General features: G+C 57.6%; 25 protein-coding genes. 10 read left to right on the top strand and 15 right to left on the bottom strand.

Translation table 11 applies throughout. The features are described 5' to 3' along the window. Positions 1 to 9: 9 nt before the first annotated feature. The 3 genes from K0F88_RS21335 to K0F88_RS21325 all read right to left on the bottom strand — a co-directional run bounded on the left by K0F88_RS21335 (position 10) and on the right by K0F88_RS21325 (position 3901). The gene (locus tag K0F88_RS21335; protein WP_094471555.1) at positions 10 to 1092 is read right to left on the bottom strand and encodes a glycosyltransferase; all 1083 of its coding nucleotides are present in this window, start codon (positions 1090 to 1092) and stop codon (positions 10 to 12) included. A gap of 95 nt (positions 1093 to 1187) precedes the next feature. Next, positions 1188 to 3416 carry a polysaccharide biosynthesis tyrosine autokinase gene (locus K0F88_RS21330; protein WP_094471554.1) on the bottom strand — a complete coding sequence of 743 codons (2229 nt, stop codon included), beginning with the start codon at positions 3414 to 3416 and terminating at the stop codon, positions 1188 to 1190. A gap of 44 nt (positions 3417 to 3460) precedes the next feature. After that, positions 3461 to 3901, bottom strand: a complete 441-nt coding sequence (locus K0F88_RS21325) for a low molecular weight protein-tyrosine-phosphatase (RefSeq protein ID WP_094471553.1) — start codon at positions 3899 to 3901, stop codon at positions 3461 to 3463. A gap of 305 nt (positions 3902 to 4206) precedes the next feature. On the opposite strand from K0F88_RS21325, the gene K0F88_RS21320 reads away from it, so the two are divergent. Beyond that, on the top strand, positions 4207 to 5172 hold the full coding sequence (locus K0F88_RS21320) for a glycosyl hydrolase family 5 (protein ID WP_094471552.1): 966 nt from the start codon (positions 4207 to 4209) through the stop codon (positions 5170 to 5172). Positions 5173 to 5197: 25 nt separating this feature from the next. Here the strand turns inward: K0F88_RS21320 and K0F88_RS21315 are convergent, their stop codons facing one another. Next, positions 5198 to 5581 (bottom strand): hypothetical protein, encoded by a 384-nt coding sequence (locus K0F88_RS21315; protein WP_094471551.1) that lies wholly within the window; start codon positions 5579 to 5581, stop codon positions 5198 to 5200. Positions 5582 to 5921: 340 nt separating this feature from the next. Here K0F88_RS21315 and tal point away from each other — a divergent pair, with 340 nt between their 5' ends. Further along, positions 5922 to 6848, top strand: coding sequence for a transaldolase (gene tal / locus K0F88_RS21310; protein WP_219096454.1), 927 nt, complete (start codon positions 5922 to 5924; stop codon positions 6846 to 6848). A 137-nt stretch (positions 6849 to 6985) separates the two neighbouring features. Here the strand turns inward: tal and rssC are convergent, their stop codons facing one another. Both rssC and rssB read right to left on the bottom strand, forming a co-directional pair. Continuing rightward, entirely contained in the window at positions 6986 to 7468 is a 483-nt protein-coding gene (gene rssC / locus K0F88_RS21305; RefSeq protein ID WP_007935262.1) for an anti-sigma factor antagonist RssC, read from the bottom strand. Next, a complete protein-coding gene (rssB, locus tag K0F88_RS21300) occupies positions 7468 to 8649 on the bottom strand; it encodes a two-component system response regulator RssB (protein ID WP_010456296.1) in 1182 nt (393 codons plus the stop codon). Before rssB ends, rssC begins: the two co-directional genes overlap by 1 nt. Before the next feature lie 276 nt (positions 8650 to 8925). Here rssB and K0F88_RS21295 point away from each other — a divergent pair, with 276 nt between their 5' ends. Then, on the top strand, positions 8926 to 9225 hold the full coding sequence (locus K0F88_RS21295) for a PilZ domain-containing protein (protein WP_077748235.1): 300 nt from the start codon (positions 8926 to 8928) through the stop codon (positions 9223 to 9225). Between the two features lie 62 nt (positions 9226 to 9287). On the opposite strand, the gene K0F88_RS21290 is transcribed toward K0F88_RS21295, so the two are convergent. Continuing rightward, a complete protein-coding gene (locus K0F88_RS21290) occupies positions 9288 to 9977 on the bottom strand; it encodes a VacJ family lipoprotein (protein WP_219096453.1) in 690 nt (229 codons plus the stop codon). 200 nt (positions 9978 to 10177) lie between these two features. Between K0F88_RS21290 and K0F88_RS21285 the strand changes: the two genes are divergently transcribed. Beyond that, positions 10178 to 10798 (top strand): HAD family phosphatase, encoded by a 621-nt coding sequence (locus tag K0F88_RS21285; RefSeq protein ID WP_219096452.1) that lies wholly within the window; start codon positions 10178 to 10180, stop codon positions 10796 to 10798. Positions 10799 to 10907: 109 nt separating this feature from the next. Continuing rightward, positions 10908 to 11171, top strand: coding sequence for a DUF4404 family protein (locus tag K0F88_RS21280; protein WP_094471546.1), 264 nt, complete (start codon positions 10908 to 10910; stop codon positions 11169 to 11171). A 173-nt stretch (positions 11172 to 11344) separates the two neighbouring features. Here the strand turns inward: K0F88_RS21280 and queF are convergent, their stop codons facing one another. Both queF and K0F88_RS21270 read right to left on the bottom strand, forming a co-directional pair. Continuing rightward, positions 11345 to 12175 carry an NADPH-dependent 7-cyano-7-deazaguanine reductase QueF gene (gene queF, locus K0F88_RS21275; RefSeq protein WP_219096451.1) on the bottom strand — a complete coding sequence of 277 codons (831 nt, stop codon included), beginning with the start codon at positions 12173 to 12175 and terminating at the stop codon, positions 11345 to 11347. Positions 12176 to 12236: 61 nt separating this feature from the next. After that, the gene (locus K0F88_RS21270; protein WP_219096450.1) at positions 12237 to 12761 is read right to left on the bottom strand and encodes a plastocyanin/azurin family copper-binding protein; all 525 of its coding nucleotides are present in this window, start codon (positions 12759 to 12761) and stop codon (positions 12237 to 12239) included. Positions 12762 to 12916: 155 nt separating this feature from the next. Here K0F88_RS21270 and K0F88_RS21265 point away from each other — a divergent pair, with 155 nt between their 5' ends. Continuing rightward, a complete protein-coding gene (locus K0F88_RS21265) occupies positions 12917 to 13597 on the top strand; it encodes a heavy metal response regulator transcription factor (protein WP_219096449.1) in 681 nt (226 codons plus the stop codon). Next, positions 13597 to 14946: a heavy metal sensor histidine kinase gene (locus K0F88_RS21260; protein WP_219096448.1), complete on the top strand. Its 1350-nt coding sequence runs from the start codon at positions 13597 to 13599 to the stop codon at positions 14944 to 14946. Before K0F88_RS21265 ends, K0F88_RS21260 begins: the two co-directional genes overlap by 1 nt. A 126-nt stretch (positions 14947 to 15072) precedes the next feature. Here the strand turns inward: K0F88_RS21260 and K0F88_RS21255 are convergent, their stop codons facing one another. The 3 genes from K0F88_RS21255 to K0F88_RS21245 form a co-directional block, all read right to left on the bottom strand. Continuing rightward, positions 15073 to 16317 (bottom strand): lipoprotein-releasing ABC transporter permease subunit, encoded by a 1245-nt coding sequence (locus K0F88_RS21255; RefSeq protein ID WP_219096447.1) that lies wholly within the window; start codon positions 16315 to 16317, stop codon positions 15073 to 15075. Positions 16318 to 16382: 65 nt separating this feature from the next. Further along, the gene (gene lolD, locus K0F88_RS21250) at positions 16383 to 17066 is read right to left on the bottom strand and encodes a lipoprotein-releasing ABC transporter ATP-binding protein LolD (RefSeq protein ID WP_219096446.1); all 684 of its coding nucleotides are present in this window, start codon (positions 17064 to 17066) and stop codon (positions 16383 to 16385) included. Positions 17067 to 17073: 7 nt separating this feature from the next. After that, on the bottom strand, positions 17074 to 18324 hold the full coding sequence (locus K0F88_RS21245) for a lipoprotein-releasing ABC transporter permease subunit (protein ID WP_131059936.1): 1251 nt from the start codon (positions 18322 to 18324) through the stop codon (positions 17074 to 17076). A gap of 94 nt (positions 18325 to 18418) precedes the next feature. On the opposite strand from K0F88_RS21245, the gene K0F88_RS21240 reads away from it, so the two are divergent. Together K0F88_RS21240 and K0F88_RS21235 are read left to right on the top strand one after the other, a co-directional pair. Continuing rightward, positions 18419 to 18997: a PilZ domain-containing protein gene (locus K0F88_RS21240; protein ID WP_109629003.1), complete on the top strand. Its 579-nt coding sequence runs from the start codon at positions 18419 to 18421 to the stop codon at positions 18995 to 18997. Between the two features lie 14 nt (positions 18998 to 19011). Next, a complete protein-coding gene (locus K0F88_RS21235) occupies positions 19012 to 19734 on the top strand; it encodes a glycerophosphodiester phosphodiesterase family protein (protein ID WP_010456321.1) in 723 nt (240 codons plus the stop codon). Between the two features lie 42 nt (positions 19735 to 19776). Here the strand turns inward: K0F88_RS21235 and sthA are convergent, their stop codons facing one another. Beyond that, a complete protein-coding gene (sthA, locus tag K0F88_RS21230) occupies positions 19777 to 21171 on the bottom strand; it encodes a Si-specific NAD(P)(+) transhydrogenase (protein WP_007907752.1) in 1395 nt (464 codons plus the stop codon). Positions 21172 to 21378: 207 nt separating this feature from the next. Further along, complete coding sequence (locus K0F88_RS21225) at positions 21379 to 22365, bottom strand: FAD:protein FMN transferase (protein WP_094471535.1); 987 nt, start codon at positions 22363 to 22365, stop codon at positions 21379 to 21381. A 217-nt stretch (positions 22366 to 22582) separates the two neighbouring features. Here K0F88_RS21225 and K0F88_RS21220 point away from each other — a divergent pair, with 217 nt between their 5' ends. After that, a complete protein-coding gene (locus K0F88_RS21220; RefSeq protein ID WP_219096445.1) occupies positions 22583 to 23881 on the top strand; it encodes an MFS transporter in 1299 nt (432 codons plus the stop codon). 184 nt (positions 23882 to 24065) lie between these two features. On the opposite strand, the gene K0F88_RS21215 is transcribed toward K0F88_RS21220, so the two are convergent. Next, positions 24066 to 25529, bottom strand: a complete 1464-nt coding sequence (locus K0F88_RS21215) for a glyceraldehyde-3-phosphate dehydrogenase (protein ID WP_219096444.1) — start codon at positions 25527 to 25529, stop codon at positions 24066 to 24068. Positions 25530 to 25705 lie beyond the last annotated feature (176 nt).

Raw genomic sequence — 25705 nt, 5'->3', positions numbered from 1 at the left:
GATATCTACTTAATAAGTTTGAGCGGAATACACGTCATAGGTTTGCTGAATCATCAGCGTTGCGCTGAACCGTTCGCGCACCCGCTTGCGGCTTGCGGTGCCGAGTTCCAGCAACTTTTGCTTCTTGATGTTCACTAAGATGTTGCCGAGCGCCTGGTGATCGCCCGTCGAAAAGATGTAGCCCGTAACGTCGTGCGTAACCAGTTCAGGCAGCGAAGTGCAGTCGCTGGCAATAACGGGCACGCCCATGGCCATGCCCTCAAGGGGAACCATGGCAAAACCTTCCCAGCGGCTAGGGACTATCAGGGCATCGGCGGTTTTATAGAGGGCATTGACTTCGGCCGGGGTCACCCAAGGCAGGTATTCCACAGCGTCAATGACGGGGCACTCTACCGCCTCCTCATTCACGGCACTGCCGACCACCGTCAGTTTCAAGTCGGTGCGCTCGACTTCCGTGAATGCCTTGAGCAACACATCGAAGCCCTTCTGATAGTCCAGTCGCCCCACAAATAAAAGTTGAATATCCGTGCACTGACTGGACAGGCTCTCATCGTTTTTATAATGAATGCCGTTGTAGATCAGTTTCATACGGTGGCGGTCGATACCAAACGAGGCCGCTTTATCCAGTTCATACTGGCTGACACAGATAATGACATCCGTGACTTTTTGCAAAAGCCGCTCAATCAGTGAATACACTTTCTGTTTGGCGGGAGAACTTTCCATCAAGAACGAAAACGCGTGCGGGCAGTAGATGATTTTCGGAGACCGCCAAGGGCGCAAGATCAGACACACGCATCGGCCAATGACCCCGGAAAACGTGCTGTGCAAGTGCACGACATCCGGTTTTTCCTTGAAGATCACTCGAATGAGTTGCCAGGCAAACCGCAGCAGCGACACGACATCTCTCTTGTTTCGGGAGAAGGTCCTGATGTCTTTTTCATCAATGCCATGCAGTTCTTTTTTCTGGTCGAACGGAATCAAATACACCAGTTCATACTGTTGGGCGTCGCCCTTGGGAGGGGTTGATATCGTCCGGATGACCGTCGCAACACCACCTTTAATCGTTTCCGCCACATGTAGTATTTTTTTCACAGTTCACCCAACTCCATTATCGTAGTCGCAAGGCAACAGGGACCGGAGAATGGTTAGTCCACTCTCAGTCCATTACCTGGCAAATAGAACTCGCATTACGACTTGTCAGAGGCGTACTCGTAGTTGTAATAGCCATAACCGCCATTACCGTAATAGCTGGACGCTCGCTTCTCGACACCGTTGAAAATCGCGCCTTTCAATTCGATGCCGTTTTGAGCAAACCGACGAATCGTCAATTCGATCTCTTTGGCTGGATTGACACCGAAGCGCGTCACGATCAGATTAATGGCGGCTTCACGGCCAACGATGGCCGCATCGGTCACGGCCAGAAGAGGCGGCGTGTCGATGATGACCACGTCGTAGAGTTCGCTGAGCTCGGCCAGGAGTTCTCTGAAGTTGGCATGCATCAACAGTTCGGACGGGTTGGGTGGTACTTGCCCACGACTGATGAAATGCAGGTTATCGACTTCGAGTTTATTGATCGCTTGCTCGATACTGCAGCGCTTGGTCAACAGATCGGACAAGCCATTGCTGATCGGTGTCGCCAAGGTCTTGTGCAGATGACCTTTGCGCATATCGGCATCGATCAGTACGACCCTCTGCCCACTTTGAGCGATGACCGCGGCCAGGTTAGAAGAGACAAACGTCTTGCCTACCTGGGGGCTCGGACCGGAAATCATGATCCGGTTGTTGGTCGCATCCAAGCCTGCAAAATGCAGACAAGTTCGCAAGCTGCGTATCGATTCGATGGACAGGTCAGTAGGGTTACGCAGGGCCAATAGAAAAGACTGGCTGTTGGCGCTGTCGCCCAGCCGGACTTTTTTAGTGTCCTCTTCTTGTTGCAGGGTGCTGTAAGGAATGGAGGCATAAACGGGCAGACCCAGTTGCTCGATGGCTTCCGGCCCTTCGAGTCCTCTGCTCAGCGATTTGCGCACTAACACCAGCGCTACACCGACAAAGCCCCCCAGCAAAGTCGCGATCAATACGATCAGGGCTTTGCGAGGTTTGACCGGGGTGGTGATGTCGACATCCGCCGTATCTATCAACCGCGCATTACCGACCGCCCCTGCCCTGACGATGTCGAGTTCCTGGGATTTGTTCAGCAACTGGGTATAGATTTGTGTCGCCACTTCCACATCACGGGTCAGGTTCAACAGCTCCTGCTGTGTAGCCGGAAGCCCCTGGACTTTCTTTTCCAACCCTTGTCGCTGTTTATTCAAATCCCCCATCTGCGCCATCAATGCGCGGTAGGCCGGGTGCTCTCGGGTGAACTTTCGATCCATGTCCGCTTGCTGGAGTTTCAGATCCGAGATGCGCGTATCCAGCACCACCATCTGTTCCAGCACAGACTTGGTTTCGAGGGAGATGTTGACTGTGTTTCCGCGGGTCTGATAGCTGTTCAGTGCGTTGCTGGCTTTGACCAGGTCTTCTTTGACTTGCGGGAGTTGTGCCTGAAGGAACTCCAGACTCTGGGCAGCCTCGGCAGAAGTACGTTGCACATTCTGCTGCACATAAAGCCTTGAGATCTTGTTGAGAATCTTCACCGCCAGGGTGTAGTCGGTGCTGGCCAGGGCCAGACTTATAATGCCCGACTCTTTACCTTGCTCGGAGACATCAAGGGCGTCCTGGTAATTCTGAATGGTGACAATGCGTGGATTGCGCACGACTTCAAATTTAGTGCCCGGATTCGCGGCCATGCTCGCGATAAGGATCTCGACACCCTCCTGCGCGATGGCTTCGCCTGCGGCACCTTTGGCTAACAAACCGCCGTTGTCATCGTAGAGCTTGAATCGATTTTTCTCTTCGGCGACCAGCATCAATTTCTTGCCCAGCAGTTCAGCCGGCAGATCGAGCTGTTCGATATCAAGGCGCTCGCCGCCCCATGCAAAACTGTTCATGCCAAAGCGCGGTGGCGAGACACTTTCCGTGGGGCTGCTTTTATAGCGCCGAGAAATAAACCCACCAACGACGGGAAAGGTGTTGGGTGTAATCACAATATCAAGATGCAGATCATCGACCGTTTTACCGATGACCGCGCGAGACTTGATAATGCCGATCTCGGTCGCCGCCGGTGATTGTCCACCGAGCATGCTGCTGATATCCGAGAACCCCAGCATGTCGTTCTTTTTCGGCTCGACCTGGACCAAGGCGTTCGCCAGATACACGGGCGGCGATAAAATCGAATACGCGGCACCGGTCACCATGAACGCCCCGGTGATGGCACCTATTAACCATTTATGGTCAATCAATGTGCCTAATAAACCGAGCAGATCAATCTCGTCTCTGTCTTTATGCCGGGTGCTGATTACTGACGGTAACTGCATAAGGTCTATTCTTTTACCATTATTACTAATCTGAAAATCATCCATCAACGTCCGAGGCGCTGCGCCCATGAGCAAACGGCATCTTCAATCAATGCATGGGCATGGACAAACGCAGCTTTTCCTTGACGATACGGGTCCTTTATTTCGCGTTCGCTCTGCCACTTCCCCAGAAGAAACACTTTGCCCCTGGCGTGTGATGCAATCTTTAGTACGCCCTGTACATGCTCTTTTTCCATGACCAGAATGAGGTCTGATTCATTGACAATGGCGGGCGTAATCTGCCGCGCTTTAAACCCTTGGTCTTCGTGCCCCTGTTCTTCAAGAACCCGAAGTGCGTCGGGCTCCATAGACTCACCCACCCGCGCGCTCAATCCCGCGGAGGTCACCGAGATACCTGAAGGTTGCAGCGCATGGCGTAGCAACAATTCAGCAGTAGGACTTCGGCAAATATTGCCGACACAGACCACAAGAATCTTTCTGAACAAGGCTACTCTTCCCGTGTAGTGTCGATTCGGCCCACGTATAGCGAGGATATAAGTGAACCAACAAGACCGTCCCGTATTCAGAGAGGGACCCATCATGAAAATACTTTCGTATTAAATACCACGACACACAAAAAACGACCAACCAGAAAACCGGACCATAAATAACACTCGCGAAATGGAAGTTATTTATCCGACCAATATTAACAATGGGCGTCCGGGATGGAAGATTGATGATATCGCTGTATTAACTGACTAATGCTATGTTCCCCTGTCCCTACCCGGGACGACTACAGGAATTTCCCGTTATGCCCTCCACGTGTTTTCGACTGATTGCCACTTCAACACTATTTATACTTGGCGCCTTCAGCCCTGTTTACGCCAGTCAGGCTTTTTCAGCGCTGGCCCAGGACAACAAGACAATAGGCGTTCAGGTGAAGATCCAGAGTTTCTCGACGGCCGACGCCCATCAGATCAAGGCCTCAGGGTTCGGATTCGTGCGCCTTGGCGTATGGACGAACAGCCTGGGTAACCCGGCGTATCAACAGCAGATCAATGAAGCTTTCGCGGCTGCCAAATCCGCCGACCTGCCCGTATTGATGACCGTTCGCTCAACCAAAGCGTTAACCCACAAAACACAAAGCAGTGGCAGAGATCTCGCCGCTGCGGGAGACTCATTCGCCAACTCGGTCATCGGTCTGGAAAACGCCTTCAGCACGCAGCTTGTCGCCATTGAAATCTGGAATGAACCAGACTTGCCAAAATACTGGCCTACCCAGGATTTTGAAGGAACGTTTGTGCCGTTCATGAGCGCGGTATGCAACGCGTTACAAAAGCGGGATCACTCAACACCCCTGATCGGGTTTGGATTCGCGAAGGCGCCCACCAAAGACTCCAAGGCGACCGTCGCACTGACTGAAATCCAGAAAGAACACCCACACTGCCTCAGTGCTGTTTCTTATCACCCGTATGGCATGTCGGGCGCCGAGATCAGCCGTGCTCAAGCGTTTATCCTTGATAACTTCCATGTACCGGGGGTCATTACCGAATGGGGAGTGCCATCACTCAGTTCCATCGGAGGCACCGCCGGACAAGCATCACGGATTACACGATTCATCTCGGATGTCAAAAAGCTGAATATACCGCTGACCTCCCTGTACGAATGGAAAAACAGCGACTCTGGCAGTAATGATCGCGAGCGAAGTTTTGGATTAAAGTCGTCCAATGGAACATCAAAACCTGCGGAAGCCGCCGTCAAAATGTTATTGAAGTAACCCTGTCGAATGACCTCGCACACCGTTAACAGGGGCTTTTATTAATCCATGCCGTATAACTCGCGGCGTCCATTGCCAGTGACTCCTCCACAAGCACCTCGAACAATACGACTTGCGCGTCAAACCGCAGGTCATGTTTGGACTTCTGTGAATCGTTCATTTGTGCCATCAACACGCGAGTGACTTGACTGGGCATGCTGTGTTTCACTCGATTTAGCCAGCCGGGAATTTTCTTTGCGGCTTTCACTTGTCCCATTTCAACCAGCCCCGTCATATTGTCCGGATGGTTCTTCTTTGATGCGGCCATCAGCTCTTCAAATACTTCGGTCAATTTCTTCAAGACATAACCGAGAATAAAGTCATCGAAGGCCTCCACAATTGCAGACACCCGCTCCCCTTGTGAAGTCATTTCCCCATCCAATACCTACATTTATCCGCGCCACATTACACGCCATCCGAGCAGCACTAATTGACATCTTATAACGGCTGAACTTGACCATTTTTAACACCGGTTGGCGCCCGAATGCAGGCTTACCAGCTCAGGCGCCAGAGTTGCCACAGAGCCGTCAACGGTCAGTTGCTTTGAACCTGCGCGCGGTTTTGGCATCGTATTTACCGAGACCCGCGCCCCACCTTTCAAACATCCGTTTTCCGGTTGTTGCCAACGGGGCCATCGATACGTACATGCGCCCTTGAGTGGCTGTCAGCGCTCGGGTAATGTCATTAGACCCATAGGACAGAGCACGCCCATGACTTCCAAGCTGGAACAACTCAAACAAATGACTACCGTAGTTGCCGACACCGGCGACTTCGAAGCTATCGCTCGCGTAAAACCCGTCGACGCTACCACCAACCCTTCCCTGCTACTGAAAGCGGCGGCCATTCCCGGTTATGCCGAGTTGCTGAACGCCTGCGTTCACGACTGCCAGGGCGATGTGGGCCTGGCCAGCGACCGCTTTGGCGTGGCGGTAGGCCAGGAAATCCTGAAGGTTGTACCGGGCCGCATTTCCACTGAAGTGGATGCGCGCCTTTCGTTCGACACTGACGCCGTATTGAAGCGTGCGCACCGTCTGATCGAGCTGTACGACAAGGCCGGCATCGGCCGCGACCGCGTGTTGATCAAGATCGCCTCCACCTGGGAAGGCATCCGCGCCGCCGAGAAGCTTGAAAAGGAAGGCATTCAGACCAACCTGACGCTGCTGTTCTCGTTTGCTCAGGCGGCGGCGTGCGCTGACGCCGGGGTGTTCCTGATTTCGCCGTTCGTAGGCCGCATCTACGACTGGTACAAGAAAGCCAACGGCAACGACTACACCGGCGCGGATGATCCGGGCGTGCAGTCGGTGACGCGCATCTACAACTACTACAAGGCCAATGACTACAAGACCGTGGTCATGGGTGCGAGCTTCCGCAACCTGAATCAGATTGAGCAGTTGGCCGGGTGTGATCGCCTGACCATCAGCCCGGACCTGCTGGAAAAGCTGGCGGCGGACACTGGCAAGCTGGAGCGCAAGTTGGCCCCGGGTCATGCGGGTGAGGCGCGCTTGAGCCTGAATGAAGCGCAGTTCCGCTGGTTGTCCAACGAGGATGCGATGGCGACCGAGAAACTGGCAGAAGGCATTCGTCAGTTCGCTCGCGACCAGGAAAAACTCGAAGCACTGCTGCAAGCCAAGCTTTGATCTAGTCCAGCGCAACGCAAAAAGGGCGAACCCTTACAGGTTCGCCCTTTTTCATGCTTTGGATTCGGGTGTTCGCCATGCCGCCATCGCGAGCCTGCTCGCGACGGGGCCCGTCTACTCCACATCCATTTCAGTGATCAATGACGCTCTAAAGCATTCACCAGGTCATGGAAAGCTTCACGATTGGAGTCGTTCAGGCCCATGAGGATTTTGTGTGCCTCAAGCACTTTGATCCGCACGACTTCCTCGGACTGATCCTGATCTGGCAGGTCGGTCAGGCATTCAGGGCATGGGATCGGGCGGTCAACAATGTTGAACACTTGCTCGAAGCCCATGGACTGCAGCAGACGGGTGATGTCTTCGTGGGTGGTGACGACGGTCGGCAGCAGGCCGACCTTTTGCCGCGACAGGATCGACAGTTTGGCCAGCAGGCCAAGGGTGGTGCTGTCGATGCTGCGGGTTTCGGTCAGGTCGATCACGATCGCGTTGAAGTTCAACGCGGTGAAGATCCGCTCAATAGTCGCATCCAACGCCGAACACAGGGTCAGGCGAACTTCACCGACGAACTTCAGGACGAAGGTGCCATCCTGCTCGGCGAACTGGATTCTACCGGTACTCATTAAAGATTCCTGCTCAACACCAACAGGGCGATATCATCCGGCATCTCCCCTAGCGTGGCCAATCCAAAAACCTGCCGCAGACCATCCAGGCTGCCGCCCGCTGCCTTGACCCGTTGGGGCAAAGCCGCTTCTTTTTCTTTGAGTGTAGGCTCTGGCAAAAGGTCCAGAATGCCATCGGACATCAGCGTCAGGCTGAACGTCGGCGGCAGCTCCAGCACGTGATCTTCATAGGTGGCTTCATTGAAGAGGCCCACCGGCAGACCACGACCTTCCAGATAACGAACACTGTCTGGCGTGTACAACACAGGCAACGGCAAATGACCACCGATGCTATAGGTCAACAAACCTGTCTCCTCGTCGATGACACCACCGACCATTGTGACGTGTTTACCCAGCTTACAACTGATCAGGCCTCGGTTGATATGACCAAGGACCTCTGAAGGCTTGAATTCCGGCAACGTGCCGCTGCGCTTGGATTCGAACAGCAAGCGCGTTGTCATGAACTTCAGCAGCACGGTGACGAAGGCTGAAGAGGCGCCATGACCGGAAACGTCCGCCAGGTAGAAAGCTACCCGACGCTCGTCGACCCGAAAGTAGTCAACGAAATCACCCGACAGGTACAGCGACGGGATGATCTGGTGGGCGAACTGGAACTCGTCGATGGTCCAGGGGCTCACCGGCAGCATGTTCATCTGTACCTGGCGACCGGCGTTCTGGTCTTCCTGGAGCAGGTTCAGGCTGGCAGCGAGCTCCCGGTTGGCCTTTTCCAGCTTCTCGCGGTAGCGCTGGTTTTCCAGCAGCAGGCGCGCACGATCCAGGGCACGGCGCACAGAGTGCTCGAGCACAGCCAGATCTTCGAGAGGCTTGATCAGGTAGTCCGCCGCGCCCAGGCGCAGGGCCTCGACCGCGTCGTTCATCACACCGGCACCCGAAACCACAATCACCGGGGTTTGCGGCGACAGCTCGGTGACCTGGCGAATGAGTTCGAGTCCGCCCATCTGCGGCATGCGCAGATCGCAGATGACCAAGTCGGGCTTGTCTTGCTCGAATACCTGAAGACCCTGCTGGCCATTGCTGGCCTGCAGGACACTGAAACCACTGTCTTCCAAGTAGGCCGCGAGGCTCGCGCGCACTACTTCGTCATCATCGATTATCAGCAGCGTGGCACTGGTTTTTGGCATGTGGGCAAACGGCGCCAGAATTAGGTTGGCGTAGCAGGCACAGGGTTTAGCCCGGCTCACACTACTGGATTCGCTTTCTAGCCTCTCTACTGCACCGTTTTCGAGCGTTTGCCCTACACACAGGTACACCAGAGGTGCCCTTCTAAGGCGCAGACGGTACTCCCATCCGCGGGGCGTTTCAAGCTCACGCCGATGGTCGCTTGACGTCTTTACTTGTCAAATCACCGGGAGTTATAAGAACAGGCAAAACCGTAACCCAATGAAAGGATGAAGCCCATGAGTCAAACCGATCGGGACTACAGCGAAAAGCGCGATTTCATCCGCATGCGGGTCGATGCCGATGTGTCGCTGATTCACGAAGGCGATGAGGTGCCAGCCGTCTGTATAGACCTTTCCAGCAGTGGCATGCAGGTTGAGGCACCCCGCTTGTTCAAGGTCGGTGACCGGCTCAGCGTGCGCATCGATTCCGATCACGTAGCGCTCAAAGGGCTTGAAGCCGACACCGAAGTGGTATGGGTGAAAGAACAGGACGGTGGGAGTCAGAAACTCGGGCTTACAATCTTGAAGATGAAATAAGCCCGGATCCAAACGAAAGAAGGCGGCCGATTGGCCGCCCTCTTCATTTTATGGGGTCGAGATCAAAAATCGTCTTCGACCTGGCCGTCTTTGACTTTGAACTCGCGGTTCTGCAAATACGCATTGCGGATGAAGGTGTATTTGTCGCCGCTGATCAACTTCTCGCTCGACAGCAAGCTGGCGCGAGTGTCGACGATGTTCAGGCCGAAGATCGAGTTACGCACGGGCACGTCGTTGATATAGCGGTACGGGCCGGTGTAGCCGTCGACGTACCTGGATGGCGCATCACGCAAGGTGCTTGGGCCCAACAGCGGCAACATCACATACGGACCGCTGCCCACGCCCCAGTAACCGAGCGTCTGGCCGAAGTCTTCGTCGCTACGATGCAGGCCCATTTTAGTGCCGACGTCGAAGAAGCCCAGCAGGCCGAAGGTGGTGTTGAAAATCAGACGCGCCGTGTCGACGCCTGCGGCGGCAGGTTTGACCTGCAACACGTTGTTGGCGAGGTTGGTGACATCGCCGACGTTGCGAAACATGTTGTGAATGCCGTCTTCCAGAAACTGCGGCGTCACGAACTCATAGCCTTGAGCGATTGGCTTCAGTGCGTAAGTGTCGACGAAGTCGTTGAACTGGAAGATAGGACGGTTGACGCTTTCACAAGGGTCTTCTTCCGTGGCAGCCTGGGCTGCGAACGGAACCAGCAACACGCTGGCACACACACAAAGCTGAGCTAGACGATTGCTCCAGCGCATAGAAAACTCCTTGGATTGTACTGGCATGGGCGCTTGGCCCAGGCGGTAAGTTGGCTAGTATAAGACGGAAAAGCCGGTTTAGGGCAGCCTCGCACGTGATCACCTACGGATGATTCGTCCTGACTGAGAGCGCTTCACATCAGTGTCATGCAACTGTCACCGGCAGCACATAGCCTTGTCGCTATTTCAGGGACGTTGATATGCCGCACGCCGAAGCCTTGCCCGTTGCCGCACCTAGCCTGACCGCCGTACTGTTCGGGCTCAGTGGTTGCCTGGTGGATTTCGGCTCCCGGATCCGCCAGAACGACACTCACACGTCCGAGCACGCCGATGTCACGCCCGGCGCGCTGGACAGTCTGAACAGTTTGCAACGCCAGCAGATTCCTTGCGCCTGGCTCGACGAGTTGCCCCCCGCCCTCACCCATTCCCTGGCCAGCGCGTTGCCTTCGTGGATCAAATCTTCGCAACACCCTGCAACAATCAATCCGTGGCCCGCCCCGAACGCTTGCTGGCAAGCGTTGATGGCCTTGAATGTCGAGCAACTGGATGGTTGCGTGCTGGTCAGCGGTGAACCGCGATTGCTGCAATCGGGGCTGAATGCCGGGTTGTGGACGATCGGCCTGGCGTCCTGCGGCTCGCTCTGCGGGTTGGCGCCCAGCGAATGGCAGGCCTTGAGCCAAAAGGAGCGCGAACACCTGCGTGGTAAAGCGACCGTGCAATTGTTCAGCCTAGGTGTGCATTCGGTAATCGATCACCTCGGAGAGCTCGACACCTGCCTGGCGGACATCAGCCTGCGTCGGCTCAAGGGCGAAAAGCCCTGATCGAGATCATGCAGGTTGCGCGGGAGTGGATTAATCTAAAGGCAAGCCATAGACCTTTGGCACGCTGCTGCGGTCTATGCCAGTGCCTATCGATAAAAGGAAGAACGCCATGCCTGCCCGCGAACTGCAACAACAGCTCAATACTCTGCGCGAGCAATTGGAACAGAATCCACCGCTGACGGAAGCCGAGCGCGAAGACCTGCACGCGCTGATGCAACAGATCGAATTGGAGCTGGAGCTCGAAACCAAAACCCAGGACACCAACCTCGCCGACAATGTGAACCTGGCTGTCGAGCGCTTCGAAATCGAACACCCTACCCTTGCCGGCACCTTGCGCAACATCGTGCAGGCCCTCGGCAATATGGGGATCTGAACCCGCCAGATGCAAAAAAGCCCCGCTATCGCTAGCGGGGCTTTTTCATATCTGCAATTTGCAATGCAATCCACCTGTGGGAGCGAGCCTGCTCGCGATGAGGTCGGCACATTCAACATTGATGCTGTCTGACACCCCGCCATCGCGAGCAAGCTCGCTCCCACATTAGATCTTCATTGGCGGACCAGGCGGTGGTTCGGCAGTTGCACTTCTTCAGTACTGCGATACGGGTTGATGTCCAACCCACCACGCCGCACATACCGTGCATAGACCGTCAACTTCTCCGGTTTCAGCAACCGCTGCAAGTCGAGGAAAATCCGCTCCACGCACTGCTCATGGAAGTCCGAGTGCTGACGGAAGCTCACGATGTATTCCAGCAAACTCGCGTGATCCAGCGCCGCGCCACGGTATTCCACCGCCACGCTGCCCCAGTCCGGCTGGCTGGTGACCGGGCAGTTGGATTTGAGCAAATGACTGTGCACGCTCTCTTCGACAATGCGCGAATCATCGCAACGCAGCAGCTCCGGGCGCGGATGTTCGTAGTTGCTGACGCTGATGTCCAGGTCATCGATGCACACACCCGGCAACGCCACGACGCCTTCGGCTTCGACATCCTTGAGGCTGCGAATCCGCACGCCAACCGGCTTGCCGGCAGCGGCCGACAGGTCTTTGCCCAGCGTCGCTTCAAGGGTCGCGGTATCGGCAAACGGCGTCTGATTCAACGAGTTCAGGTACAGCTTGAACGACTTCGACTCGATGATGTTCGGCGAATCCGCCGGGATGCTGAATTCGCCAATCGCCACCACCGGCTTGCCCGACGGCAACAGCCACGACAGCTCGAAGCAGTTCCAGAAGTCCACACCCTTATAAGGCAGGGTTTGCGCCGTCAGGCCCAACTCCGCCCATTTCGCGGTGCGCGGGATCGGGAACAGCAAGGACGGCGTATAAGTGGCGATGTATTCGCTGGATTTGCCCAGCGGCGAGTGTTCGGCTGCGGGATGCATGGCGGAAACCTGACTGAAGAATCAGCGGATTCTACCAGCCTTTGCGCCCGCCTTTGAGTGCTTACTGACTGACAGTCAGTTTGCCGACCATGCCCGCCTGATAGTGGCCTGGAATATTGCAGGCAAACTCCAGGTTGGTGGCCTTGGTGAAGGTCCAGGTCAGCTCGGCGGTTTTGCCCGGCTCAACGAGGACGCTGTTCGGGTCGTCATGTTTCATCATCCCGTGGTCCATGCCAGCCATCGAACTGTGGTCCATTTCCTTCATGCCTGTAGGCGTGAGCATGCCGCTCTGCTGCATCTTCATCATTTCCTGCTGATGATTGGCATGCATCGCCGCATCGCCCAGGTTGAATTCGTGCAACAACTGGCCTTTATTCACCGGCACAAAACGAACCGTCTCACCGGCTTTGATATCGATCGCTTTGGGGGTGAACGACATGTCGCCCATTACCACCTCGACACTGCGGGTAGCCTTGGCTGCCGGGGCCGGTTGACCGAAATCGTAGGTATGCGCCGGCGCTGCCCACACCGGCGAGCTCAGTGCCAGCAAGCACGCGGCCAGCCCCAGAGATTTGCGCAAAAACATAGTCGTACTCCAACGAGATAAGGTTCAGCCTGTGGAAAACTCTAAACTGTTGCCACTGCCCGCAACCTGACAGCCAGATTACAACTTTGTCAGGTTGACCTGTATTAACGCTGCCCACGGTATAAAGCGTTCGTTCCACTTGCCTCGAGTTGCCCATGAAGCTGCTGATCGTCGAAGACCAACCGAAAACCGGCCACTATTTGCGCCAGGGCCTGACCGAGGCCGGTTTCAACACCGAGCTGGCGGCCGACGGCATCACCGGGCAACAACGGGCCTTGAGTGGTGACTACGCGTTATTGATCCTTGATGTGATGCTACCCGGTCGTGATGGCTGGCAAATCCTGCAGGCGGTGCGTGGCGCCGGTCTCGATACGCCAGTCCTTTTTCTGACGGCGCGAGATGCCGTTGAGGACAGAGTCCACGGCCTCGAACTCGGGGCGGACGATTACCTGATCAAGCCGTTCGCCTTTTCCGAATTGCTGGCGCGGGTCCGCAGCCTGTTGCGACGCGGCAGCGCTACGCCTCAGGAAACCAGCCTGCAACTGGCCGACCTGCGCCTGGACTTGATCCGCCGTCGGGTGGAGCGCGGCGGTCAGCGCGTCGACCTGACTGCCAAGGAGTTCGCCCTGCTGGAAATGCTCCTGCGGCGCCAGGGCGAAGTGCTGCCCAAATCACTGATCGCCTCCCAGGTCTGGGACATGAATTTCGACAGCGACACCAATGTCATCGAGGTCGCGATCCGCCGTTTGCGCCTGAAGATCGACGATGAATTCCCCAACAAGCTTATTCATACCGTGCGCGGTATGGGTTATGTCCTTGAAGAGCGCCCTGCCTGATGCGTCGACTCTCGCTGAGCAGTCGTCTGGCGCTGCTATTTGCGGCTTGTACCGCCGTGGTTTCATTGTTTGCCGGGGTGCTGTTCAGTCGCGCCAGCGAGGCGCACTTCGTCGAACTCGATCAGCAGTTGCTGGACGGTAAATTGATGGATTTGCGCCGCGCGCTGCACGACGTTCAATCGAGTGACAGCGAAGTCAGACTGGCGGATGAATTGAATCGGCAGGTGGACCTGTCGCTGCGAATCACCGGCAACGATGGCCAGCGCTGGTATGACAGCTCGGCGCGCCTGCCGGAAAAGCTCCCGCAAAAACCGGGCATATCCACGCTGAACGACAACGGCACCGATTACCGTGTGCTGAACGCGCCGTTGTTTGTCGACCGGCCTGACTCACCGCAGTTGACCTTGCTTCTGGACATCACCCATCACCAGCACTTTCTGCAACGCATGCAGCACCTGATCTGGCTGACCGTCGGCTTGTCCGCCCTGGCCACCGCGCTGCTCGGTGCGTGGGCGGCACGCAGTGGTTTGCGCCCGTTGCGACGCATGAGTGCGATCGCCAGCGGCGTTTCGGCGCAATCGCTCAATGCCCGACTGCCCGAAGAGAATATGCCGTCGGAACTCAAGGAATTGGCCCACAGCTTCAACGCCATGCTCGGACGCCTGGACGACTCTTTTCAACGGCTCTCGGCGTTTTCCGCTGACATCGCCCACGAACTGCGCACGCCGCTGTCGAACCTGCTGACCCACACCCAGGTCACCCTTACCCGCCCTCGGCCTATCGAGGACTACCGCGAAGCGCTGCACAGCAACCTCGAAGAACTGCAATGGATGGCGCAACTGGTCAACGACATGTTGTACCTGGCCAAGGCTGACCATGGGTTGCTGACGCCCAAGCGGGAGTCCCTGCAGCTGGCGGAAGAAGCGGATCTGTTGCTGGAGTTTTTTGCGCCGTTGGCGGAGGACGCTCAGGTCAGGTTGAGTCGTGAAGGCAGTGCGCGCATGGAAGGTGATCGCAGCATGTTGCGGCGAGCACTGTCCAACTTGCTGGACAATGCGTTGCGGTTCACGCCGGCCGAGGGTGAGGTTCGGGTGCGGATTGTTGAACAGGCCAAAGGGTTGAGTCTGACGGTTGAAAACAGTGGCGATGGCATTGATGGGGCGCTGCTGCAGCGATTGTTTGACCGGTTCTATCGGGCAGACCCGGCTCGCCAGGAAGGCAGCAGTGAGCATGCGGGGTTGGGGTTGGCGATTACGCAGTCGATCATTCGTGCCCATGGCGGGCAGATTCGTTGCGAATCGGAGAATGGGTGGACGCGGTTTGTGCTCGAGTTGCCTAAGGGGGATTGAGGCCAGCGGTTCCGGCCTCATCGCGGGCAAGCCCGGCTCCCAAAGGGTTTGGAGTCGTTCACAAATGTGTGATTCAACTCGATCAACTGTGGGAGCCGGGCTTGCCCGCGATGTGGGTGTAAAGGCTTACGAATACCGCAACGCGTGAGCCGGCTCGATCTTCGCCGCACGCCAGGCCGGGTAGACCGTCGCCAGGAAGCTCAGGACGAACCCGGCGGAGCAGATCAGCAACACATCCCCACCCTGCAATTCCGATGGCAAGTTACTGACGAAATACACATCCGAACTGAAGATGTGCTGGCCACTCACCCGTTCCATCCATCCCACCAGTTCACTGACGTTCAACGCTGCAATCACGCCGAGCACGCCACCGATCAAGGTGCCGACAACCCCGATCACCGTGCCCTGCACCATGAAGATCGCCATGATCTGCCGCGGTGTGGCGCCGATGGTGCGCAGGATTGCGATGTCCGCGCCCTTGTCGTTCACCACCATGATCAGCGTTGCGATGATGTTGAACGCCGCCACGGCGACGATCATCAGCAACAGCAGGCCGATCATGGTTTTTTCCATCTTCATCGCACTGAACAGACTGCCCTGGGTGTGGGTCCAGTCGTCGGCCCGGTAGGCGGTGCCGAGACCCGCAGCCACATCGCTCGACACCTTCGGCGCCGCGTACAAATCCTTGACGGCCAGACGCACGCTCTGTACCTGGTTTGGTTCCCAGTGCTGCATCTGCGCAGCATCGGCGACGTGGATCAGCGCCATCGAGCCATCCAGCTCGGCACCGACCTTGAACACGCCCACCACGTTCAGCCGCTGCATGCGCGGGGTAATGCCGCCGGGTGCGTTGCTGACTTCCGGCACGATCAGGGTGATCTTGTCGCCGACATTCAAGCGGAAACGCCGCGCGGTGATTTCGCCGATCACCACGCCGAACTCGCCCGGCTTCAATGCATCGAGACGGCCCTGAACGATGTGCTGGGCAACGATCGACACCTTGCCTTCCAGCGCCGGATCCACACCGCTGACCTGAATCGGCTGCATCGTGCCTTTATAGGAGAGCATGCCTTCCATTTCGGTGAATGGTACGGCGGCGGTGACTTCCGGGTTTTTCATCGCGGCGGCGGCCACGGGCTGCCAATCGTCGATCGGGTTCACGCCGACGATGGTCGCGTGCGGCACCATGCCGAGGATGCGCGAGCTCATTTCGCGCTGGAAACCGTTCATCACCGACAGCACCACGATCATCGCCAGCACGCCGAGGGCGAGGCCGATCATCGAGGTCATCGAGATGAAGGAAACAAAGCGATTGCGGCGCTTGGCGCGGGTATAGCGCGTGCCGATAAAGATCGATAACGGTCTGAACATTCGCTGGGGCACCGTATAAAAATAAAAGACCCGACGTACTGTTCAGCACGCCGGGTTTCGGCCAATCAGATGGGCGTCAGGCGACCTTCCTGCAAATGCAGGACGCGATCCATCTGGCGAGCCAGGTTCATGTCGTGAGTCACCACCAGGAACGCCGTGCGCATCGAGGTGCTGAGTTCGAGCATCAAATCCTGAATGCCCTGGGCGGTGTGGGAGTCGAGGTTGCCGGTCGGCTCGTCGAGCATCACCAGGCCTGGCTTGTTCACCAGGGCGCGAGCGATGGCCACGCGCTGACGTTCGCCGCCGGACAATTCAGACGGTTTGTGCTCCAGGCGATGGCCAAGCCCTACCCGTTCCAGCAACGCCGTCGCCCGCTGACGCGCTTCCGGGATCGCAGTCTTGCCGATCAGCAGCGGCATGCAGACGTTTTCCAGCGCGGTGAACTCAGGCAACAAATGGTGGAACTGGTAGACGAAACCCAGCGACCGGTTGCGCAACAGGCCGCGATTCTTCTCGCTCAGGGCCGACAGCTCTTCGCCGTCTAGCCAGACGCTGCCCTTGGTCGGCGTGTCGAGACCGCCCAACAGGTTGAGCAAGGTACTTTTGCCCGAACCCGAGGTGCCGACAATCGCCACGCGCTCACCCGGGTGCAACTCCAGTTGCAGACCGGCCAGCACTTCAACCGACTCCGGGCCTTCCTCGTAGGATTTGCCCAGGTCGCGGCAGCTCAAGATTGCTTTATCACTCATGCCCAACTCACTCATAACGTAGCGCCTCCGCAGGCTGGGTGCGCGCGGCACGCCAGGCTGGATACAGGGTGGCGAGGAAACTCAGGACCAACGCGGCGGCGCAGACCATCAACACGTCCTGGCTCTGCACTTGCGACGGCAGGTAATCGATGAAATACACGTCGGCGTTCAGGAATTTGTGACCGATCAACCCTTCGAGGGCCGAAATCGCGGCGCTGACGTTCAACGCGGCGAAGATCCCGACCACGGCGCCGATCAGCGTGCCGATCACGCCAATGACCGTGCCCTGGACCATGAAGATGGCCATGATCTGCCCCGGCGTGGAGCCCAGGGTACGCAGAATTGCGATGTCGCCCTTCTTGTCGTTCACCACCATCACCAGCGTGGAAATGATGTTGAACGCGGCCACAGCGACAATCAGCAGCAGCAACAGGCCGATCATGGCTTTTTCCATGCGGATCGCCTGATACAGATTGCCATGGGTGCGGGTCCAGTCACGGGCGTAGAAATGGTCTTCGCCCAGTTGCTGGGCGATATTCCACGCCGTGCGCGGGGCCTGGAACAGGTCATCGAACTTGAGGCGGATGCCCTGGACCTGATCCGGCTTCCAGCGATGCAGCTTCGCCAGATCCTGCAGGTTGGTGACACCCAGGTACCCGTCGATCTCACCGGCGCCGACATGGAAGATGCCGACCACGGTAAAGCGTTTCATGCGCGGGAACATCCCGGCCGGGGTCACCGTGACTTCCGGCGCCACGAACGTCAGCTTGTCGCCGACCGCTGCGCCAAGCTTCGCGGCCGCCTTGTCACCGATGACAATGCCGAAGCTGCCCGGCGTGAGGTCATCGAGTTTGCCCTGCTGCATGAAGTTATCGATGATCGAGACCTGGCGTTCCAGCGCAGGGTCGATGGCATTGAGCAGGACTTTGGAGACCTTGCCGTTGTTAGTCAGCAAGCCCTGCATCTGGGTGAACGGCGCAACGGCCGTCACCTGTGGGTTCTGCTTGACCTTGGCGGCCAGGCTTTGCCAGTCGCTGATCGGTTCACCGGACTCGATGGTCGCGTGGGGCACCATGCCCAGCACGCGGGTGCGCATCTCATGATCGAAGCCGTTCATGACCGAAAGCACAACGATCATCACGACCACGCCGAGGGCGAGTCCGATCATTGAGGTCAGGGAAATGAATGACACAAAATGATTGCGACGCTTTGCACGGGTATAACGCGTGCCAATAAATACGAAGAGAGGTCTGAACATGTCGGGGCTTGTTCGGAGGGAAAAGGAACGTCCTTGTGGCGGGGGTCGATAACCAGCTTTACACTCAGACCACCGCCGCTACCATGGGTTCGCCATGTCGACATTAGATGAAGAAGATCGCCGCGAATACTACCGTATCGAGGACACGATCGCACTGGAAATTCGGCCCCTGTCCGCTCCCGAAGCCGCAGGCCAGGAAGTGTTGCAGGATGCTTCCCCACTGTTCAACTTGCTCAGCGAACTGCACCTGAGCGAATTCGAGTCGCAACACCTGCTGCGCCAGATCAGTGAGCGCGACCGCAACCTCGCTGCGTTCCTGAAATCCCAGAACAAACGCATTGATCTGTTGAGCCAGGTGATCGCCATCACCGTGCTCGGGCAGATCGGCGAGCCGCAGCCGGTAATCATTTCCGAAGGCGGTATCGACTTTCAGTACCCGACGCCCATCGCCGTGGGCGCGCACCTGTCGGTCAAACTGGTGCTGATGCCGCAAGCCCTCGGCCTGTTGCTGCGGGCCAAGGTCACGCATTGCGATCGCAAGGCGGGTGCCTACGACGTGGGCACCGAGTTCGAATACCCGACCGACGCCCAGCGCCAATTGCTGGCCCGCTACATTTTGCAGAAGCAGGCCCAGGAACGACGTCTGGCCCGCGAAAACGAATCAGGCATTTAATTTAAGGAAGAACCGTGACCCTCATCTACGGCCATCGCGGCGCCAAGGGCGAAGCACCGGAAAACACGCTGACCAGTTTCCAGCAATGCCTCAAGCACGGCGTGCGCCGCTGTGAACTGGACCTGCACCTGTCCATGGACAACGAGTTGATGGTCATCCACGACCCGACACTCAAGCGCACCACCGACCGACGCGGCAAGGTCGTCGAGCACACGGCGGCCGAGCTGGTGACCTACGACGCACGCAAGGGCGGGCCGGGCTGGATCAAGCCTTGCCCGATCCCCACGCTGGAAGAGTTGTTCGAGAAATGCGATTTCGAGCATTGGCAGCTGGAAGTCAAAAGCGCTTCTCGCACCCGCGCCGCGACGACCGTGCTGGCGATACGCGAAATGGCGCAGCGTTTCGGTCTGCTCGACAAGGTCACGATCACGTCGAGTTCACGCGAAGTGCTGAAAGCCGCACTGGACCTGGTGCCGGACGTATCTCGTGGATTGGTGGCTGAATATGCGTGGCTCGACCCGTTGAAGGTCGCCCAGAGTTATGGCTGTGAGATTCTGGCGCTGAACTGGACCCTGTGTACGCCGGAACGCCTGCAGAAGGCGCAACGTCAGGGGCTGCATGTGTCGGTATGGACAGTCAACGAGCCCGCGCTGATGCGCAGACTCGCCGACTTCGGCGTTGACAGCCTGATTACAGACTTTCCCGGTTTGGCCAGCGCCACCCTCGAGAATTGCTGAAATCGGTCTCCCCGGCCGGCTCAGGCCACCGGCCGGAGCCGCTCAAAAAAGCCGGTTGAGGCCATCGTAAGCCGCTACCCGATAGGCTTCGGCCATGGTCGGGTAGTTGAACGTCGTGTTGACGAAGTACTTCAACGTGTTCAATTCGCCCGGCTGGCTCATGATCGCCTGACCGATATGAACGATCTCCGACGCCTGATAACCGAAGCAGTGAACGCCCAGCACTTCCAGGGTCTCGCGGTGGAACAGGATTTTCAGCATGCCCTGGGGCTCGCCGGCAATCTGTGCACGCGCCATGCTCTTGAAGAACGCCTTGCCCACTTCGTAGGGCACCTTGGCCTGAGTCAGCTCCTGCTCGTTCTTGCCGATCGAGCTGATCTCCGGAATGGTGTAGATGCCAGTCGGAACGTCGTTGACGAAGCGCCAGCTGTTGTTATCGACGATGCTGCCAGCAGCCGAACGGCCCTGGTCGTGGGCGGCACTGGCCAGGCTCGGCCAGCCGATCACGTCACCGGCACCGTAAATGTTCGGCACGCAGGTGCGATAGGCTTCGTCGACTTCGATCTGGCCACGGCTGTTGACCTTCACGCCGATGTTTTCCAGACCCAGTTGGTCGGTGTTGCCGGTACGGCCGTTGCACCAGAGCAAGGCATCGGCCTTGATCTTCTTGCCGGACTTGAGGTGCAGGATCACGCCGTTGTCCACGCCTTCGACGCGGTCGTAGTCTTCGTTGTGGCGAACCGTGATGTTGTTGTTGCTGAAGTGATAGCTCAGGGCCTGGGAAATTTCCGAGTCCAGGAAGCTCAGCAGCTGACCGCGGTTGTCCACCAGTTCAACCAGTACACCCAGGCCACTGAAGATAGACGCGTATTCGCAACCGATCACGCCAGCACCGTAAACAATGAGTTTGCGCGGGGTGTGGCCGAGGCTGAGGATGGTGTCGCTATCGTAGATGCGCGGGTGATGGAAATCGATGTCCGCCGGGCGATAAGGACGCGAGCCGGTGGCGATGATGATGTGCTTGGCCACCAGTTTTTCGACCACGCCGTTGGCGCAGACCACTTCGATGGTTTGCTCGTCGGCGAAGCTGCCGGTGCCGAAGAACACGTCGACGCGGTTACGGGCGTAGTAGCCGGTGCGCGAGGCGACTTGTTTGGAAATGACTTTCTCGGCGCTTTTCAGCACGTCCGGGAACGAGAACCAGCGCGGTTCACCAATGGCCCGGAACATCGGGTTGGTGTTGAACTGCATGATCTGCCGGACCGAGTGACGCAGTGCCTTGGACGGGATGGTACCCAGGTGGGTGCAGTTGCCGCCGACCTGGCGACGGCTATCGACCATCGCCACCTTGCGCCCTGCTTTGGCGGCGTTCATTGCCGCGCCTTCTCCCGCCGGGCCGGAACCCAGTACCACCACGTCGTAGTTGTAGACAGCCATGCGTACTCCTCAGAACAGGCCGCGGCGCCCTCGGCACCTGCGGCTAAATCACGCCGATCTGTGGCGTGAAGGAACAATTTGGGGCCAATGCAGAACCCGGACACAGTCTATAGAAGCGTCAACGCCGGGCACATTAACCCTTGGTCGCGTCGTAGGCTAGTTTTGCCTGCACTACAACGCCAGTCTTCAATGCACGAACTGTCGTAATCATTCGGTTTTGCCGCCGCTGAGGCGCTCAAATGCCTGATTGGTTCGTGTGACGAAACCTGTATCGGCACGGATCACAAAAAATGCGCCGATATCGTGTTTTTCTGCGTAGTCCCAACCGCGCTCGGGGCCGAGAATCAGCAACAGCGTCGATAAGCCATCGGCCATTAACGCTGAAGGATTAATCACCGTGACCGACGCCAGGGTGTGTGAGACCGGCGCACCGGTGCGGGCATCGAAGGTGTGGGAATAGCGCCGACCGTCCTGCTCGAAATAGTTGCGGTAGTCGCCGGAAGTGGACAGTCCGTAGCCGTCGACCGCAATGATTTTTTGCGCCACTTGCTGGTCGTCACGAGGCTCTTCCAGCGCGATCTTCCAGGCTGAGCCATCGAGTTTTTTGCCAGCAGCCTTGAGCTCACCGGTGACTTCGGCCAGGTAGTTGCGGATGCCCATCGCCTCGAGTTTCTCGGCAATGGTATCGACGGCGTAACCGGCGGCGATGCTGTTGAAGTCGACTTCGACGGCGGCGTCCTTGCACAGCTGATCGCGGTCGATGCGCAGGTGTTGGTAGCCGACCCGCTGCCTGACTTCGGCGAGTGCCCGGGCCGCGGGGACTTTTTCCTCACGGGCCTGCGGGCCGAACCCCCAGAGGTTGAGCAGCGGTTCCACGGTCAGGTCGTAGGCGCCTTCGCTTTGTTCGGACAGCTGCTGAGCAAAGCGGATCAGTTTGAGGATCGGCGCGGGCATTTTCTGACAGCGATTGGCGGGGAGATCGTTGAAGCGCTCGATGTCCGAGTCACTGCGGTAGGTCGAGAATTGTCGATCCACTTCAGCGAGGATATTTTCTACTTCAGCCTGCACCGCTTTCGGCCCGGGCGTGGAGGAGTGCCTTACGTATTGAATGGAATAACGACTGCCCATGGTTGGGCCGTCGAAGCGTTCCAGACTGTCGCCGTTGCCACAACCGGACAAAACGCCGACCAGCATCACAATCCCAGCCCACCGTCCAGTTAACAAATCTTCATCTCCCCCCAAAACCGCGCCCGCCATTATGGGCTTCAGAGCGCAGGGGAGCCAGACCTGCCTCATCTACCTGCCAGACGCAAAACCTGTGGGAGCGAGCGTGCTCGCAAGTCCCTTCGCCACACAGGCTCCCACAGGAGCAGCGCTTTCAAACAAGATTCACCAGAGGGAGTATCTACAAATGTCCTCCAACACGAGCAAAGGCAAAGCGATTTTTCGCGTTGTCAGCGGTAACTTTCTCGAAATGTTCGACTTTATGGTCTATGGCTTTTACGCCACGGCCATCGCCAAAACCTTCTTTCCTGCCGACAGCGCTTTCGCCTCCCTAATGTTGTCGCTGGCCACTTTCGGCGCCGGCTTCCTGATGCGCCCGCTGGGTGCGATTTTCCTCGGCGCCTACATCGACCGTCATGGCCGCCGCAAAGGCTTGATCATCACCTTGGCGATGATGGCTGCCGGTACGGTGCTGATTGCCTGCGTACCGGGTTACGCCACCCTCGGCGTGGCCGCGCCGCTGCTCGTGTTGTTCGGCCGCCTGCTGCAAGGCTTCTCGGCCGGCGTTGAACTGGGCGGCGTATCGGTGTACCTGGCAGAGATTTCCACACCGGGTCGCAAGGGCTTCTTTGTCAGTTGGCAATCTGCCAGCCAGCAAGCCGCAGTGGTGTTCGCCGGTCTGCTGGGAGTCGGCTTGAACCACTGGCTCAGCCCCGAAGAAATGGGTGACTGGGGCTGGCGCGCTCCATTCCTGATTGGTTGCATGATTGTGCCGGTGATCTTCGTGATTCGTCGTTCACTGGAAGAAACCCCGGAATTCCAGGCCCGTAAACACCGCCCTACCCTGCGGGACGTCGTCCGCTCGATCAGTCAGAACGTTGGCATCGTCATCGCCGGCATGGCGCTGGTGGTGATGACCACCGTGTCGTTCTACCTGATCACCGCCTATACCCCGACCTTCGGCAAAGCCGAACTGCACCTGTCGGATCTGGATGCGTTGCTGGTGACGGTCTGTATCGGTCTGTCGAATTTTTTCTGGCTGCCGGTCATGGGTGCCGTGTCCGACAAGATCGGTCGCAAACCCCTACTCCTGGCGGCGACTATTCTGGCGATCCTCACGGCCTATCCCGCCCTGTCATGGCTGGTGGCGAACCCGAGCTTCAGTCATTTGCTGATCGTCGAGTTGTGGCTGTCGTTCCTGTACGGCTCGTACAACGGCGCCATGGTGGTGGCGCTGACCGAGATCATGCCGGTGGAAGTTCGTACCACCGGGTTCTCGCTGGCCTACAGCCTGGCGACTGCAACGTTTGGTGGGTTTACACCCGCGGCGTGTACTTACCTGACTCATGTGCTGGACAACAAGGCTGCGCCGGGGATCTGGCTCAGTGGCGCGGCGGTGCTGGGGTTGATTGCGACGCTGGTGCTGTTCAAAGGCAATCGGCATGAACTGCGGACTGCGCAAGCCTCTGTGGCTGGTGGCGCCTGATCTATAGCCTTCGCGGGCAAGCCCCGCTCCTACAGGTCGTGTGCGATTTCAGAGTTGACGATAACCTGTAGGAGCGAGGCTTGCCCGCGAAGAGACTTGTACATTCAACACACTTGCCACTGACAAACTGCACAAACAAAAACGCCCCGACCAAAGTCGGGGCGTTTTCATGTGCAGCTAAGGCTTAGCGCGGGAATGCTGGCGGGTTTACACCGGCCATGTCTTCCATCACGCGAACCACCTGGCAGCTGTAACCGAACTCGTTGTCGTACCAAACGTACAGAACAACGCGGTTGTCTTGGGTGATGGTCGCTTCAGCGTCCACAACGCCTGCGTGGCGCGAGCCAACGAAGTCGGTGGAAACCACTTCCTGCGAATTGACGTAGTCGATTTGCTTATGCAGATCGGAGTGCAACGCCATGTAGCGCAGGTAATCGTTCATCTCTTCACGGGTGGCGGCTTTCTCAAGGTTCAGGTTGAGAATGGCCATCGACACGTTTGGCGTCGGAACGCGGATCGCGTTACCGGTCAGCTTGCCAGCCAGTTCAGGCAGGGCCTTGGCAGCAGCGGTGGCAGCACCGGTCTCAGTGATCACCATGTTCAACGCGGCGCTACGGCCACGGCGATCGCCTTTGTGGAAGTTGTCGATCAGGTTCTGGTCGTTGGTGTACGAGTGAACCGTTTCAACGTGACCGTTGATGATGCCGAACTTGTCGTTGACGGCTTTGAGCACCGGCACGATGGCGTTGGTGGTGCAGGAAGCGGCCGACACGATCTTGTCATCCGCGGTGATTTCACCGTGGTTGATGCCGTGAACGATGTTCTTCAGCTTGCCTTTACCCGGCGCGGTCAGAACAACGCGATCGATACCCGGGCAAGCCAGGTGCTGGCCCAGGCCCTCGGCGTCACGCCATACACCGGTGTTGTCCACCAGCAGCGCGTCTTTGATGCCGTACTGGGTGTAATCCACTTCAGTCGGGTTCTTCGCGTAGATAACCTGGATCAGGTTGCCGTTGGCGGTGATGGTGTTGTTGGCTTCATCAATGGTGATGGTGCCGTCGAACGGGCCATGAACCGAGTCGCGACGCAGCAGGCTTGCACGCTTGACCAGATCGTTCTCGGCGCCCTTGCGGACAACGATGGCGCGCAGACGCAGGCCGTCGCCACCACCGGTTTTCTCGATCAGGATGCGCGCCAGCAGACGGCCGATACGACCGAAGCCGTAGAGGACAACGTCGGTGCCTTTGCGAGCGGAAACGTTCTGCTGACCAACGACGTCAGCCAGTTCTTCGCGGACGAACTGCTCGGCAGTACGGCCATTGCCTTCGGCTTTGAACTTGACGGCAAGCTTGCCCAGGTCAACCGAAGCGGCGCCGAGCTTGAGCTCGCTCATCGCCTTGAGCAGCGGGAATGTTTCGTGGACGGACAATTCGCTGTCATCGGACTGACGATGACGAGCAAAGCGGTGAGCTTTGAGAATCGCAATGACTGAACGATTGATCAGGCTGCGGCCATAGATCGAGCTCACCACGTTGTTATTGCGGTAGAGCTGACCGATAAGCGGAATCATCGCTTCTGCGAGTGCTTCACGGTCGATCCATTCACCAAGACACTGGTCGGGCTTCTGAGTCACGGGAACCTTCCACATGTAGGGGCAGAAAAAAGGGGCTACATTATGCCGCCGAGTGCCTCCCGTAGCAATGCGCGCCTGTCGTGCGATCCGTAACAAATTCAGGTTCAAAAAAATCACGCAGCGACGGAGCCCAGTAAAACCGCGGCTTTCAGCGCAGTCAATTTTTTGGAGATACCGCTGTCTTATCCGTA

The sequence above is a fragment of the Pseudomonas sp. UMAB-40 genome, assembly GCF_900095275.1.
GTDB classification, from domain to species: Bacteria; Pseudomonadota; Gammaproteobacteria; order Pseudomonadales; family Pseudomonadaceae; genus Aquipseudomonas; species Aquipseudomonas mandelii_B.
Note: the sequence above shows the minus strand (reverse complement) of the source record. Positions and strands in the feature narration are given on the sequence as shown.

Bases quoted from the DNA above. Each gene is read 5' to 3' on its own strand.
- rssB (WP_010456296.1), bottom strand. From the start codon at position 8,649: ATGCCAAAAACCAGTGCCACGCTGCTGATAATCGATGATGACGAAGTA.
- K0F88_RS21220 (WP_219096445.1), top strand. From the start codon at position 22,583: ATGTCCTCCAACACGAGCAAAGGCAAAGCGATTTTTCGCGTTGTCAGC.
- K0F88_RS21320 (WP_094471552.1), top strand. From the start codon at position 4,207: ATGCCCTCCACGTGTTTTCGACTGATTGCCACTTCAACACTATTTATA.
- K0F88_RS21215 (WP_219096444.1), bottom strand. From the start codon at position 25,529: ATGTGGAAGGTTCCCGTGACTCAGAAGCCCGACCAGTGTCTTGGTGAA.
- K0F88_RS21315 (WP_094471551.1), bottom strand. From the start codon at position 5,581: ATGACTTCACAAGGGGAGCGGGTGTCTGCAATTGTGGAGGCCTTCGAT.
- K0F88_RS21285 (WP_219096452.1), top strand. From the start codon at position 10,178: ATGCCGCACGCCGAAGCCTTGCCCGTTGCCGCACCTAGCCTGACCGCC.
- lolD (WP_219096446.1), bottom strand. From the start codon at position 17,066: ATGAGTGATAAAGCAATCTTGAGCTGCCGCGACCTGGGCAAATCCTAC.
- rssC (WP_007935262.1), bottom strand. From the start codon at position 7,468: ATGAGTACCGGTAGAATCCAGTTCGCCGAGCAGGATGGCACCTTCGTC.
- K0F88_RS21255 (WP_219096447.1), bottom strand. From the start codon at position 16,317: ATGTTCAGACCGTTATCGATCTTTATCGGCACGCGCTATACCCGCGCC.
- K0F88_RS21330 (WP_094471554.1), bottom strand. From the start codon at position 3,416: ATGCAGTTACCGTCAGTAATCAGCACCCGGCATAAAGACAGAGACGAG.
- K0F88_RS21225 (WP_094471535.1), bottom strand. From the start codon at position 22,365: ATGCTGGTCGGCGTTTTGTCCGGTTGTGGCAACGGCGACAGTCTGGAA.
- K0F88_RS21240 (WP_109629003.1), top strand. From the start codon at position 18,419: ATGTCGACATTAGATGAAGAAGATCGCCGCGAATACTACCGTATCGAG.
- K0F88_RS21245 (WP_131059936.1), bottom strand. From the start codon at position 18,324: ATGTTCAGACCTCTCTTCGTATTTATTGGCACGCGTTATACCCGTGCA.
- queF (WP_219096451.1), bottom strand. From the start codon at position 12,175: ATGCATCCCGCAGCCGAACACTCGCCGCTGGGCAAATCCAGCGAATAC.
- K0F88_RS21270 (WP_219096450.1), bottom strand. From the start codon at position 12,761: ATGTTTTTGCGCAAATCTCTGGGGCTGGCCGCGTGCTTGCTGGCACTG.
- K0F88_RS21280 (WP_094471546.1), top strand. From the start codon at position 10,908: ATGCCTGCCCGCGAACTGCAACAACAGCTCAATACTCTGCGCGAGCAA.
- K0F88_RS21290 (WP_219096453.1), bottom strand. From the start codon at position 9,977: ATGCGCTGGAGCAATCGTCTAGCTCAGCTTTGTGTGTGTGCCAGCGTG.
- tal (WP_219096454.1), top strand. From the start codon at position 5,922: ATGACTTCCAAGCTGGAACAACTCAAACAAATGACTACCGTAGTTGCC.
- sthA (WP_007907752.1), bottom strand. From the start codon at position 21,171: ATGGCTGTCTACAACTACGACGTGGTGGTACTGGGTTCCGGCCCGGCG.
- K0F88_RS21260 (WP_219096448.1), top strand. From the start codon at position 13,597: ATGCGTCGACTCTCGCTGAGCAGTCGTCTGGCGCTGCTATTTGCGGCT.
- K0F88_RS21295 (WP_077748235.1), top strand. From the start codon at position 8,926: ATGAGTCAAACCGATCGGGACTACAGCGAAAAGCGCGATTTCATCCGC.
- K0F88_RS21265 (WP_219096449.1), top strand. From the start codon at position 12,917: ATGAAGCTGCTGATCGTCGAAGACCAACCGAAAACCGGCCACTATTTG.